Genomic DNA, 12,481 nt, shown 5'->3' on the forward strand with positions numbered 1-12,481 from the left:
CTGTGGTGTCTGTCACTCGCAGGTGGGCCAGGTCAGGACGACTTCGCCAGCTGGCTGACACGTTGGAACGACATGCCGAGTACTTCGCCGGCTTCGCGCTGCGAAACCCCGAGAGCCAGCAGTTCTTGTACTGCGGCTCGGTGCTCCGCGGCTGCTTCCGCTTGTTTGCGCTGGGCTTCTTCGCGCAAGACCTCGGCGCGAGCCTGATGGTCCGTCACCGAATTCGGCAGCCGCACCTTGAGGTGGAGGTCGTACTCGTCGCCACGGATGCCCTCCAAGATCTCGATGAGTTCGCTCGCCATGGTCGCGACGTCCTTGTAGCGAAGCGCCTGTGTCGAGCGGCCGATCTCAGGGACGCGGATGAGCCAGAACTTGCCGTCACGGGTGACTTCGGCGTGGTAGGTCTTCACTTCCTCCACCATCCTTTCCCGAGGACGTCCTCGCATTCTTTGAAGATCTCGACAGCGAAGATCTCTCCCAGTTCGGTATGTCGTGGAATGGGAACCACCAGTCCGTTCAAGGTGTAGATGGTGTGGTTGGCGCCCTCTCGTTCGAGGATCCACGCTGCCCGTCGCCGCCTGGCGGCAACGGCGATCTTCCTGATGACTTCCCGTCTCTTCCCAGAGGGTGTCTAGGAGGTACAGACGCAACTGTCAATGGCGGGGTCAGACGATCCCTGCGATGAGGTGGATATTCGCTGCTTCTTGCCGGCGCGCCACACAGTGACCGCACGCTCACCCGGTCTGACCACATCGTCATCACGATTGAGTAGTGCTACGGATCCCTGAGCGGTCCTCGGGACGCATGCTGAGCGCCATGACCACCGATGGGGATGTGCTCCTCAGGCTCGCCGGGGAGATCGACGATCTTGGGGCCCGCCTCGCGCGGGTCGGGACCGAGCTGCGGACCGTCCAGGCCGACGCGCCACCGACGCCTGCCGAAACGCCGCAGCAGGCAGCCGCAGAGCAGCAGGTGCCCGCACAGCAGCAGGCGCCTTCAGCGGAGCCGGCACCCGCAGCGCAGCCGGAGCCCGAGGCTCAGGCGACCCAGCCGCAGCCGACCCCTGAACAGACGCAGCAGCCGGTGTACCCGTACCCCCACCACGCCCAATACCAGCAAGCCCAGTACGCGCAGGCCCAGGCACTGGCTCAGCAGCGCTGGCAGCAGTACCAGCAGCAATACCGCCAGCCGTATCAGCAGCCGTACCAGCAGCCCCGCCCGCCGCAGCAGCCCTACCAGCCCTATCAGCCGGCCCCCAAGGTGACGCTGGGCGAGAAGCTGAGCAAGGAAGGCGCCGGCAGCAGGCTGCTGGCCTGGATCGGTGGCGCGGTCACGTTGCTCGGTGTCGTGCTGTTCCTCGTGCTCGCCATCCAGCGTGGCTGGTTCGGCCCGTTGCCGCGGGTGCTCGGGGGTGCCGTGCTCGGCGCGACGCTGGTCGGGATCGGGCTTCGCCTGCACCGCACGCCTGCGGGTCGCACGGGTGCGTTCGCGCTCGCCGCGACCGGGATCGGGGCGTTGTACCTCGACGCCATCGCCGCGACGACGATGTACGAGTACCTCCCGGCCTACGCGGGTCTCGCGATCGGGCTGCTGATCGCGGTCGGCGGGTTGCTGCTGGCCGTGCGGTGGAAGTCGTCGCTGCTCGCGACGGCCGTCGTGCTCGGCTGTGTGGTCTGCGCGCCGATCATCACGCAGGGTTTCACCGCCGAACTGGTCGCGTTCCTGCTGGTGGTCCAGGTCGCTTCGACGCCGGTGCAGTTGCGCCAGTCGTGGCCGTCGGTCGCGGTGGCGGCCGGGATTCCGCCGCTGGTCGCGTCGGTCTTCAGCACGGCGTTCACCGGTTTCGGTGGTAGCACGGCCAACACCGCCGCCGCGCTGGCCGCCGGCGGTGTCGGACTCGCGCTGGCCCTGATCGTCACCACCAAACGACCGGGGGACGCCGCCGCGCTCGCCCTGCTGGCTGTCGCTCCGGCACCGTCGTTGCTCGCCGCGTTGTTCCTGCCGAAGACCCCGGCCGTGCTCGTCACCGCGTCGGTCGCGTTGGTGCTGCTCGCGGTGTGGGCGGCCGGACAGTGGCTCAGCGGCTGGACGGGTGACCTCGCGGGCGCCGCCGGGCTCCTCGCGGCCCTGCAGACGACGATGACCCTCTTCGACGGCAGTGCCCGGTCGGCGATCCTCATCGGCGAGGGTGTTCTGCTGGCGCTGGTCGCGCTGTGGACGAAGAAGCACGTGGCGCTCTTCGGCGGCCTGGGCTTCGCCGTCATCGGCGGCATGATCGCACTGGCCTTCGACGTCCCGCCGACGCTCTTCTTCCTGATCCGGAGCCGTCCGGACGCCGACCTCGCCGCCGCTCTGCTGGTGGCCGTCGCGATTCTGGCCGTCTCGATCACGCTTCCGTGGGTCGCGCACCGGCTCGGACTGTTCAAGGCGGCGTCGGACAACGTGGTGCCGTGGCTCTTCGCGGGGGTCTGCGGGCTCTACGGCGCGGGCGCGATGGTGCTGTGCGGCGCGCTGCTGGCCGTCCCCGGCCGCTCGGGTTTCCTGGTCGGCCACGTGGTGATCACGGTGTCCTGGACGGTCGCCGCGCTGGTGCTGCTCATCCGCGGCATCTCCGCGGTCAGCCTGCGGGTGATCGGCTTCGTGCTGGTCGGGGCGGCGGTGCTGAAGCTGGTGCTGTTCGACCTCTCCGCGCTCGACGGTCTCGCCAGGGTCGCCGCCTTCCTCCTCGCCGGCCTGGTGTTGCTCGGTGCCGGGACGCGCTACGCGAAACTCGTCGCGTCTCGCTGAGCGGATGAGGAAGAAAAGCCGTCGGGTCGTGGTTGGTCGGTTCATGAGCTACCGACCCGACCCGCGGCTCGCCGAGCGGGCGAAGGAAAGCATCGCCTGGCTGACCACTATCAGCCCGAAGGGCAGGCCTTCGCCCCGCCCGGTGTGGTTCGTGCTGGACGGCGAAGACTTCATCGTCTTCAGCCAGCCGGACACGGCGAAGACCCGGCACATCGAAGCCAACCCCGAGGTCAGCATCCACTTCAACAGCGACGAGCACGGTGGCTCGATCCTGGTGGTCGGCGGCAAGGCCGAGATCCTGCCGGACGGTCTCGCGTCGGAGCAGCCGGGCTTCCTCGAAAAGTACGAGAAGCACTACCCCGCGATCGACTACGACGTCCCGAAATTCGACCGGGAGTACAGCGTCCGGATCAGGATCCGGCCGGAACGCGGCTGGGGTTTCTAAAGCGGGCTTCTAGAAGCCGACGGTGATACAGGCCAGCCGGGCGCCCGCGGTCCCGGCGTGGCCGGGGTCGGTGTGCGTATGCGTTTCGTGGATCACGATCGAATTCGCCCGCCGATCGGTGAACGTCCAGTCCACTTTGGACACAGCGACGCCGCGGCCGGTGGCGTCGGTGGTGAGGTCCAGCCAGATCTCGTTTCGGGGGTTGGCGTAGGCCGGATCCACCGACGGCTTCACCGGGTCTTCGATGTTCTGGTAGTGCGGTCCGGCCAGGTCGCCGGTGGCACCACAGGGCTTCGTGTGCGCGTGGGCACCGTATTCGCGGTTGGGCAGCAGGCCGGTCACGAGTACCGCGGTCGAGGTGCCGAAAGCCTTGGAGGTCAACCCGAAGACGTGCGCACGGGCTCCAGCGGGGACCAGTTCGGGTTTGTACGTCGTGAGCTTGCCCTTGGCGGTGATGACGTGCACCGGGGTTTCGGTGGCGGCGGCCGTTCCGGCGCCGCCGACGGCGAGTAACGCGGCAGTGGACACGACAGCGGTCATGAGGGGGACGAGGCGCATGTCCCCTGCCTAGTCCGCCGGACATCGGGCACGCCAGACGGGTCACTCGGTCGGGCGATCATTCTCAAACTATGGGCAGGCAATGTGAGTACCAATCCTCCGGATCGCACCTGGCTGGTCGCGGTCGCCGCGGCCCTCTGGGGCACTGACGGCCTTCTGCGTCTTCCGCTCGCCGAGGCGCTCCCGGCGGCCACGGTCGTCTTCTGGGAGCACCTGCTGGTGGTGCTCGTCCTCAGCCCGCTCATCCCGGGCGCCTTCCGCGCGCTGCGCCGGTGCGGCCCGCGGGAATGGCTGGCCGTGCTCGCCATCGGCGGTGGCTCGTCCGCGCTGGCGACGGCGATGTTCACCGCCGCCTTCAAACTGGGCGACCCGGTGACGCCGTTGGTGCTGCAGAAGCTTCAGCCGGTCTTCGCCGTCCTCGCGGCGTTCTTCGTCCTCGGTGAGCGTGTGCGTGCCGGATACGCCTTCTTCGCGATCCCGGCGTTGCTGGGTGCCTGGCTGCTGGCGTTCAAGGATCCGCTGAACATCCAGCTCGCCGCGGCGAAGGCGGCGCTGCTGGCGATCGGCGCGGCGGCGTTGTGGGCGGCGGGGACGGTGCTCGGCCGGTTGCTCTCCACCGAACTGGCACCGAAGGAGGTCACCACCCTGCGCTTCACGGTCGGGCTTCCGGTCGCGGCCGGCATCGTGGCGTATCAGGGCGGCCGGTTCGCGGTCGGCTGGGACAACGCGCTCGGACTCGGGCTGCTCGCACTGGTCCCCGGGTTGCTGGCGCTGAGCCTGTACTACTGGGGCCTGCGGTCGACCCCCGCCGCCAGGGCGACGTTGGCGGAACTGGCCTTTCCGGTCACGGCGGCCGTTATCGGCGTATTGTGCTTGAACGCCGATTTGTCGGGTACTCAGTGGCTGGGCCTCGCCGTGGTGGTCGTGTCAGTGACTTCGCTCGGCTGGCATGAAAAGGTCAGGCGTCAACCGATGGTCTTGGAGCCGCTGAATGGTCGAGCACACCGGCGAGACGAAGAACGAACGCCTGACCCGCAACGTCAGTGAGCTCCTGCAAGAGCTGCGGGTCGCGCAGGCGGGCGTCCAGATCCTCTTCGGCTTCCTGCTCACGGTGGTGTTCACCGACGAGTTCCACGAGGCGAGCGGGTTCGAGAAATCCGTTCACCTGACGGCGGTCCTGCTCACGGTCTGTTCGACGGTGCTGCTCACCGCGCCCGCCGCGTGGCACCGATTGCTGTTCCGGACCGGCAATCGTGAGCGCATCCTCACCGTTGGCAACCGGTCCGTTCTGGTCGGGCTCGGCTGCCTCGCGGCCGCCATCACCACGACGGTCTCGCTCATCGCCAAGGTCGTCTACGGCCCGATCGCGATGGCGATCGTCGGTGTGGTGTCGGCGGTGCTGTTCGTCGTCATGTGGTTCGTGGTGCCGAAGATGATCGACCGCAACGGCGACTGATCACCGGCCCGTGCGCACCGGCGTGCTTTCGGGCAGGCCGAACGCGGCGGCGGACACGGACTTCGGGTCGTCCGGGCTCGCGCCGTCGAGCACCCGGCGGGCGCCGACCCACGAGAACATCTCCTTGACCGAACGTGAGTAGCCGGCGCCGTCCTCCGCGAACTTCCGGTCGAGCACGCGGAATCCGCCGGGGGTCCGTTCCATGCGGTAGACCATCGGCTGCCGCCGGAATCCGCCGCGCGTGACGAGCCCGTCGCGTTCTTTCGCGACCTCGTCGCAGCTCGCGACCAGGCCGATGTCGACGAGATCCCCGTCCGGCCGGGTCTCGATCACCTTCTGCGTGCACACCCAGCGGATGCCCGGGTCGCCGGAGCGGGCGGTCGCCGTCGTCCACGCGCGCAGATGCTCGTCGATCCCGGGTAGCGCCTCCCTGGCGACGGCTTCGTCCACCGACGGCATCTCGTCCACGATCCACCAGGCCGCCGCGGCGACCACCACGCCGACCCCGGCGAGCACCGGCCAGCGTTTGACCCGTCCGGGTGTCTCGGTTTCCCCCATACGATGAAGGTACCGAGCGGAGCAAGTGTTCATCCGCGGTTCGGGAAGCGTTGCCTCCGCGACCGTAGGTTGCGGCCGTGAACGACTCCTCCCGACGGACCTTCCTGCGTGGTGCCGGCCTGCTCGGCGCCGGTGCGGCGGTGTCCGCGTTGCCCTCCCTCGGCGCACCGGCGGCTTCGGCGACCCCCGGCCGGCACGGCCTGGACACCGAAGACGGCCGCTTCACCCTCGCGGTCCTGCCCGACACCCAGTACCTCTTCGACGCCGACCGCGGCGACCCCGCGCCGCTGGACGCCACGTTGCGGTACGTCACCGGCGGTGACGAGAACATCGTCTTCCTGGCGCATCTCGGTGACCTCACCGAGAACGGCCAGCCGGGTGAGTTCGACCAGATCAGCCGGTCGTTCCAGCACCTGGACCGGCGCCGGTTCCCGTACAGCACGCTGGCGGGCAACCACGACATCAAGTCCTCCACCGACGATCAGCGCGGCCGAACGCCGTATCTCGACGCTTTCGGTCCGCAGCGGCAACGCGGATCCCGGACCTTCCGCGGCGCGAGCCCGGACGGTTACAACAGCCACCACGTGTTCCGCGCGGGTGGCCGGGAGTGGCTGCTGCTGGCGCTCGACTGGCGGCCGTCGGCGGGCGGACTGGAGTGGGCGAGGTCGGTACTCGCCGGAAATCCCCGGCTACCGGCGATTTTGACCATCCATGAATTGGTATGGGCCGACGAGGCGGGCGAAGCGCGGCTTTCGGAGTTCGGGCAGAAGGTGTGGGACGAGCTGGTCGACGGGAACGACCAGATCTTCCTGACGCTCAACGGGCACTACTGGCCACCGGGCCGCGCGGTGAAGCGGAACAAGGCGGGCAACGACGTCCACCTGCACATCACCAACTACCAGGACCGGTACTACGGCGGCAGCGCGATGATCCGGCTCTACCGGTTCGACCTCGCGCGGAACGTCATCGACGTCCGCACGTTCTCGCCGTGGCTGGCCGACCAGGCGCCGCGGCTGAACGAGTTGCAGCGACAGGAGATCGAACGCACCGGCCCGGTGGACTACTTCAGCATGGAGATCGATTTCGAGGCGAGGTTCGCCGGTTTCGCGCCGGTCCCGGTTCCGCCCGCGCGGCCGGCCGAACGGCAGCTGATCCGCGGCACCGTGGCGTATTGGCGGTTCGAAGGGCGGGACGGCACGCCGGTCTCCGGGGTCCGCGACCTGTCCGGCCAGGGCAACGACCTGGTGCGGGTGACCCTGCCCGGCAGCGCCCCCGACGCGGTGCGGTTCTCCGGTGAGTTCTCCGCACGGCAGCCGTCGAGGTCGAGCCTCCGCTTCGATGGTGGCAAGAAGCCCGCGCGCGGCGGTTACCTGCGCACCGCGGACTCCGCGCCGATGAACGCGGAGACGTTCGCGCGCGGTTACACCGTCGAGGCATTCGTGAAGCTGCCCGCCGATTTCAAGGACGGCAAGCATTCCTGGGCCGCGCTCTTCGGCAGGCAGGGCTCGGGCGGCAAAGCGGGCAAGACCGGCGACGACCCCGGCGAGCCCGCCGCGACACTGTCCCTTTCGGACGGTGCGGCGTTCCAGTGGGCGGTGTTCCCGGTGAACCAGAACGGGATTTCCACTTGCTGGGGTCATGAACTGGCACTGCGGGAATGGATCCACGTCGCCGCTGTCAACGACGGCAGGCGGACGACGCTGTACGTCGACGGTTGCCCGGTACTGCGGAATCCGAAGACAGCGGCCGCGGGGATCGCGAATCCCGGTGGCCCTTGGCTGATCGGGGCCTACGCCTACGACTCGATCGTCGAGCAGGCGTTCCACGGCTGGCTCGGCGACGTCCGCGTGGTGGGAAGGGCACTGGAGCCCCGCGAGTTCATGCTCGGCTGAGCGGCATCGGCGGCAGCACGGATCGTGCGCGGTAATGGTGGGCTGTGGTCCCCATTATCGCGCACGATCATTTCCGGAGTGATACCGGGTCTCCCTTGACAAGTGGTGGACAATAAAAAATCGGCGCCCGAATCAGAATGTCTGATCAGTACGCCGAATGTGTCAGTAGTCTAACCGCTGTGAGGGGAACTTGTCAAACCAGGGGTACGACGAGGAATTGCGATCCGAACGGGAGTACATCGCGTCGCTCTACGGGCGACTGGACGCGGAACGTGTGCGGGTGAGCGAAGCGTACGCCGGTGCGCTGCGGGGAGAAGGGTTCGCGCTTTCGGACCGGGAAGTCTCCGTCGGCACGAAGGCCCGCGAAATGGCCCGGCTGAAGGTCGCCGACGAGGGCCTTTGTTTCGGCCGATTGGACGCCCTTTCGGGCGACCGCCTCTATGTCGGCCGGGTCGGTCTTTTCGACGACGAAAACGACTACGAACCCTTGCTGCTGGATTGGCGCGCGCCCGCGTCTCGCGCGTTCTACTGCGCGACGGGCGCGTCTCCGGAGGGAATGTCTCGGCGGCGTCAGTTCCGCACTCTCGGCCGCAAGGTCCTCGACTTCACCGACGAGGTCTTCGGCCGCCCGGAATCGGCGGGGGAACGGGGCGACGTCGCACTGCTGGCCGCGGTCAACGCGCCACGCGGCGAGGGGATGCGGGACATCGTCGCGACGATCCAGGCCGAGCAGGACGAGATCATCCGCTTGGCGCACCCTGGTGTCGTGGTCGTGGAGGGCGGCCCGGGCACCGGCAAGACGGCGGTGGCGCTGCACCGCGTGGCGTACCTGCTGTACACGAAACGGGAGCGGATGGAGCGCCGCGGCGTGCTCGTGGTCGGCCCGAGCAGCGGCTTCCTCGACCACATCGGCCGCGTCCTGCCGTCGCTCGGCGAGACCAGCGCCGTTTTCGCGACGCCGGGGGACCTCTTCCCCGGTCTGCGCACCGAACGCGAGGATCCGCCGGCCGTTCAGCGGCTCAAGGGCTCGTTGGCGATGCTGGACGTGCTCGCGGCGGCGGTGACGGACCGGCAGGAAGTGCCGTCCGAACCGGAGCCGATCGAACTCGACGACGTCACCGTGCCGCTCGACACGGAGGTCGCGGTGGCCGCCCGCGAAGTGGCCAGGGGCACCGGGCTGCTGCACAACGAGGCGAAGGCCGTCTTCGAACGCGAGGTGATCACCGCGCTCGCCGAACGCGCTGTCGACCGGCTCGGGGACGGCTGGCTGCCGAAGGACGACGCGCATACCCGCCCGGAGATGATGAAGAACATCCGGCGCGATCTGGAAGTCAGCCTGGGGCTCGGTGCGGTGCTCGATCGCCTTTGGCCCGTGCTGACGCCGCAGCGGCTGCTCGCCGATCTCTACTCCTCGCCGGAGCGGTTGCGGGCGGCAGGGGCCGATCCGGCGCTGTTCCGCGAGGACGCGGCGGCGTGGACGGTGTCCGACGTGCCGTTGCTGGACGAGGCCGTCGAGCTGCTCGGCTGGGACCACGCCGCCGAGCGCCGGGCGGCGGAACGGCGGCAGCTGGCCCAGCGCGAATACGCGGAGCGGGTACTGGAACTCATCGAGGTCGAAGAGGACCACGACGATTACGAGTTCGCGCTCCGGGCGACCGACGTGCTGAAGGCGGACGATCTGGCGGAGCGCTTCGCGAAGCGTGACGACCGTGATCTGGCCGAGCGTGCGGCCGCCGACCGGGAATGGACTTATGGCCACGTCGTGGTCGACGAGGCGCAGGAACTGTCCGAAATGGACTGGCGGGTGCTGATGCGGCGTTGCCCCAGCCGGTCGTTCACCGTGGTCGGGGATCTCGCGCAACGGCGGTCGCCGTCCGGTGCGCGGTCGTGGGACGCGATGCTCTCCCGGTACGTCGCCGACCGGTGGGTGTACCGGAAACTGACCGTCAACTACCGGACGCCGTCGGAGATCATGGCGGTGGCTTCCTCGCTCCTCGCGAGTTTCGCCCCGGACGTCGTGCCGCCGGACTCGGTACGTTCGTGCGGGGTTCGGCCATGGGCGCGTCGACTGTCCGAAGTGGACTTCGCGGACGCCGTCGCGGAGTTCGGCCGCGAGGAATCGGGGCGAGAGGGTACTTCGGTGGTCATCGGGCCGCCGGACGTGCCGGGTGCGATCGCGCCGTCCGCGACCAAAGGCCTGGAGTACGACTCCGTCCTCGTGGTGGAGCCGGAGCGGATTCTCGCGGAAGGCCCCAGCGGCGAGGCGGAACTGTACGTCGCGCTGACTCGGGCGACCCAGCGGCTCGGGGTCTTGTACAGCGGTGTGTTGCCGAAGGTCCTTCGCGGGCTCGACTCCGGGCAGCGGACTCCGGACGCGTACCTTCGCTGCGTCTGACCCTCCCCCGAGTGCCATGAAAGGTCCTTTCCTTGCAAAATTTTGCAAGGAAAGGACCTCTCATGGCACCGGGCGAGACTGTTATCGGGTCAGGTTGCCCCAGGCGTATGTCTGTTTTGCCAGTTTCAAGTAGACCAAGGTCTCGGTGCTGACGACACCCGGGATGGGCCGGATGTCGTCGTTCAGCACACTCAAGAGGTGCTCGTCGTCCCGGCAGGCGACCTCGGCGAGCAGGTCGTAGGTTCCCGCCGTGAGGACGACGTAATGGACGTCCGGCAATCCGGAGAGCTGGTCGGAGACCGCCCGCGGATCACCGTGGACCTTGACCCCGACCATCGCCTGCCTGCCGAGGCCGACGTTCGCCGGATCCGTGACCGCGACGATTTGCATCGTCTCGTCCCGCAGCAGTCGCTGGACGCGCTGCCGTACGGCGCCCTCCGACAGGCCGACGGCCTTGGCGAGCGCCGTGAACGAGGCCCGCCCGTCGACTTGCAACAGGGCGATCAGAGTGCGATCGGTATTGTCCAAACCTCTAGGTGTGCGCTGCTCCATCTGCGCGCGTGGTTCGTCACCCATGCCGTCCCTCCCTTTGTTTCGGCATGCGATTCTTGTCGCGCAGCGTATCGATCAATGCCCGTAATGCTACCGCCGTTAAGTTGTTTGTCGCGATTCTCTTTCAAGACGTTGTCTTGCGCAGGATTCTGTCGTGCGACAGGGAGAGGGCCGAGGTTTTCGGAAGCCGGGTCAGCCGAGATCGCGTTTCAGCAGGTCTTCCTCGGTCTCACGCCGTACGAGCAGGGTCGCCGTACCGCGTGAGACGCCGACGACCGGCGGCCTGCCCACGAGGTTGTAATTCGACGCGAGCGAGTGGTGGTAGGCCCCGGTGCACGGCACGGCGAGCAGATCGCCGGGGTGGACGTCGTCGGGGAGCGCGAGTCCGTCGGCGAGGATGTCGCCCGATTCGCAGTGCCTGCCGACCACCGTCACCGGCCGCCTGGCCGCGCGGCTGCGCCTGCCGATCAGCCGGGCGGTGTACGCCGCCCCGTAGAGCGCGGGGCGGGCGTTGTCGCTCATGCCGCCGTCGACGGCGACGAAGGTGCGCGATCCGCGTTTCACCGCGCAGACCCGGTACACGGTGATGCCTGCCGGGCCGACGATCGCGCGGCCCGGCTCGATCGTCAGTTTCGGCAGCGGGAAGCCGTGCGATGTGCATTCGTAGGCGAGAGCGATCCGCAGCCGGCGCACGTAGCCGTCGATGTCGAAACCGGTGTCGCCGGGCAGATAGCGGACGGCGTGCCCGCCGCCGAGGTCCAATTCGCGCAGGGTGATGCCGTGGCTCTCACGGAGCCGGACGAGCACCCCGACCATTTTGCGGGCGGCCAGTTCGTAGAAATCCACCCGCGACACCTGCGAGCCGATGTGGCAATGCAACCCGGCGAGGCGCAGCCCCGGTTGGGCGAGGACGGCGGAGACGGCCCGGTCGAGGTTGTCGCGGACCTCCCCGCGCAGCGAGAAGCCGAACTTCTGGCCTTCGGTGCCTGTGGTGATCGCCGCGTGCGTGCCCGCCGCGACGTCGGGGGTCACGCGGATCAGCACCTGTTGCGCGCCGGTGGTGAGCGCGCCGAGTTGCTCGATCTCGTCGAGCGAGTCCACCACGATCCGGCGGACGCCGTAGGACAACGCGGCTTTGAGGTCTTCGGGGGTCTTCGCGTTGCCGTGCAGCAGGATCCGCTCGGGCGGGAAGCCGATCGACCGCGCCACGGCGATCTCGCCCGCCGAGCAGGTGTCGAGGGAAAGGCCTTCCTCGGCGATCCAGCGCAGGACCGCCCGGGTGCACAGCGCTTTGCTCGCGTACGCCACTTCGGCGTCGGGCAGCGCCTTCCGGTACGCGCGGGCGTTCTGCCGGACCTCGTCTTCGTCGAGCAGGTACGCCGGTGTCCCGAACCGGGCGGCGAGGTGGGACACCGGCGCGCCGGCGAAGAGCAGTTCCCCGCCGGGGCCGAGGCGGGTGCTCCTCGGCCAGACCCCGGGTTCGAGATGGTCGGCGGCCTCGCAACCGAGGCTGGGCAGGAGCTCGCTGAGCGTCACGGGTACCTCCGCGTCGATCGGTCAGTGCTCCGCCAGCACAACTCCGATCGACCGGCCGCGGCCGCTCCGCCAACATCTCCCTGACGTCGCCGGGCGGGTCACTGACGCGTTGTTAACGCGCGAGTAACCCCGGCCACACTTCTCAGCGCACGGGCTCCGGGACGGTGTCGAGGGCCCGCACCATGTGCACGGCCAGGGAGAACGCCGCCTCGTTGTCGAGGGTGGTGTGTTCGGCGACGATCTTCTTCACGGTGTCGACCCGCATTTCGTAGCGGGAGACGGGGATGGTTTCGGCGTTCACG

Annotated in this window: 12 protein-coding genes; 6 read left to right on the forward strand and 6 right to left on the reverse strand. The window is 68.5% G+C overall.

The window, feature by feature from the left end; translation table 11 throughout:
• Positions 1 to 32: 32 nt before the first annotated feature.
• Entirely contained in the window at positions 33 to 410 is a 378-nt protein-coding gene (locus ACZ7KI_RS08205; RefSeq protein WP_470272484.1) for a hypothetical protein, read from the reverse strand.
• Positions 411 to 816: 406 nt separating this feature from the next.
• Between ACZ7KI_RS08205 and ACZ7KI_RS08210 the strand changes: the two genes are divergently transcribed.
• The gene (locus tag ACZ7KI_RS08210) at positions 817 to 2,787 is read left to right on the forward strand and encodes a DUF2339 domain-containing protein (RefSeq protein ID WP_470272485.1); all 1,971 of its coding nucleotides are present in this window, start codon (positions 817 to 819) and stop codon (positions 2,785 to 2,787) included.
• 43 nt (positions 2,788 to 2,830) lie between these two features.
• Entirely contained in the window at positions 2,831 to 3,232 is a 402-nt protein-coding gene (locus ACZ7KI_RS08215; protein WP_470272486.1) for a TIGR03667 family PPOX class F420-dependent oxidoreductase, read from the forward strand.
• A 9-nt stretch (positions 3,233 to 3,241) separates the two neighbouring features.
• On the opposite strand, the gene ACZ7KI_RS08220 is transcribed toward ACZ7KI_RS08215, so the two are convergent.
• A complete protein-coding gene (locus tag ACZ7KI_RS08220; RefSeq protein ID WP_470272487.1) occupies positions 3,242 to 3,790 on the reverse strand; it encodes a superoxide dismutase in 549 nt (182 codons plus the stop codon).
• Positions 3,791 to 3,874: 84 nt separating this feature from the next.
• On the opposite strand from ACZ7KI_RS08220, the gene ACZ7KI_RS08225 reads away from it, so the two are divergent.
• Positions 3,875 to 4,837, forward strand: a complete 963-nt coding sequence (locus ACZ7KI_RS08225) for a DMT family transporter (protein WP_470272488.1) — start codon at positions 3,875 to 3,877, stop codon at positions 4,835 to 4,837.
• Entirely contained in the window at positions 4,782 to 5,246 is a 465-nt protein-coding gene (locus ACZ7KI_RS08230) for a DUF6328 family protein (protein WP_470272489.1), read from the forward strand. Before ACZ7KI_RS08225 ends, ACZ7KI_RS08230 begins: the two co-directional genes overlap by 56 nt.
• On the opposite strand, the gene ACZ7KI_RS08235 is transcribed toward ACZ7KI_RS08230, so the two are convergent.
• Positions 5,247 to 5,804, reverse strand: coding sequence for a hypothetical protein (locus ACZ7KI_RS08235; RefSeq protein WP_470272490.1), 558 nt, complete (start codon positions 5,802 to 5,804; stop codon positions 5,247 to 5,249).
• 77 nt (positions 5,805 to 5,881) lie between these two features.
• Here ACZ7KI_RS08235 and ACZ7KI_RS08240 point away from each other — a divergent pair, with 77 nt between their 5' ends.
• Together ACZ7KI_RS08240 and helR are read left to right on the forward strand one after the other, a co-directional pair.
• On the forward strand, positions 5,882 to 7,696 hold the full coding sequence (locus ACZ7KI_RS08240) for a LamG-like jellyroll fold domain-containing protein (RefSeq protein ID WP_470272491.1): 1,815 nt from the start codon (positions 5,882 to 5,884) through the stop codon (positions 7,694 to 7,696).
• Between the two features lie 190 nt (positions 7,697 to 7,886).
• Positions 7,887 to 10,091, forward strand: a complete 2,205-nt coding sequence (helR, locus tag ACZ7KI_RS08245; RefSeq protein ID WP_470272492.1) for an RNA polymerase recycling motor ATPase HelR — start codon at positions 7,887 to 7,889, stop codon at positions 10,089 to 10,091.
• A gap of 81 nt (positions 10,092 to 10,172) precedes the next feature.
• Here the strand turns inward: helR and ACZ7KI_RS08250 are convergent, their stop codons facing one another.
• The 3 genes from ACZ7KI_RS08250 to ACZ7KI_RS08260 all read right to left on the reverse strand — a co-directional run bounded on the left by ACZ7KI_RS08250 (position 10,173) and on the right by ACZ7KI_RS08260 (position 12,480).
• A complete protein-coding gene (locus ACZ7KI_RS08250) occupies positions 10,173 to 10,667 on the reverse strand; it encodes an Lrp/AsnC family transcriptional regulator (protein WP_061981942.1) in 495 nt (164 codons plus the stop codon).
• A gap of 168 nt (positions 10,668 to 10,835) precedes the next feature.
• A complete protein-coding gene (gene lysA / locus ACZ7KI_RS08255) occupies positions 10,836 to 12,179 on the reverse strand; it encodes a diaminopimelate decarboxylase (protein WP_470272493.1) in 1,344 nt (447 codons plus the stop codon).
• A gap of 142 nt (positions 12,180 to 12,321) precedes the next feature.
• Positions 12,322 to 12,480, reverse strand: coding sequence for a DUF6307 family protein (locus tag ACZ7KI_RS08260; RefSeq protein ID WP_465459974.1), 159 nt, complete (start codon positions 12,478 to 12,480; stop codon positions 12,322 to 12,324).
• Position 12,481: the final 1 nt, after the last annotated feature.

It is taken from the genome of Amycolatopsis sp. NPDC039088, from assembly GCF_055598845.1.

Excerpts from the sequence above, each read along its gene's own strand:
- ACZ7KI_RS08210 (WP_470272485.1), top strand. The coding sequence starts at position 817 with ATGACCACCGATGGGGATGTGCTCCTCAGGCTCGCCGGGGAGATCGAC.
- ACZ7KI_RS08215 (WP_470272486.1), top strand. The coding sequence starts at position 2,831 with ATGAGCTACCGACCCGACCCGCGGCTCGCCGAGCGGGCGAAGGAAAGC.
- ACZ7KI_RS08220 (WP_470272487.1), bottom strand. The coding sequence starts at position 3,790 with ATGCGCCTCGTCCCCCTCATGACCGCTGTCGTGTCCACTGCCGCGTTA.
- ACZ7KI_RS08230 (WP_470272489.1), top strand. The coding sequence starts at position 4,782 with ATGGTCGAGCACACCGGCGAGACGAAGAACGAACGCCTGACCCGCAAC.
- ACZ7KI_RS08235 (WP_470272490.1), bottom strand. The coding sequence starts at position 5,804 with ATGGGGGAAACCGAGACACCCGGACGGGTCAAACGCTGGCCGGTGCTC.
- ACZ7KI_RS08250 (WP_061981942.1), bottom strand. The coding sequence starts at position 10,667 with ATGGGTGACGAACCACGCGCGCAGATGGAGCAGCGCACACCTAGAGGT.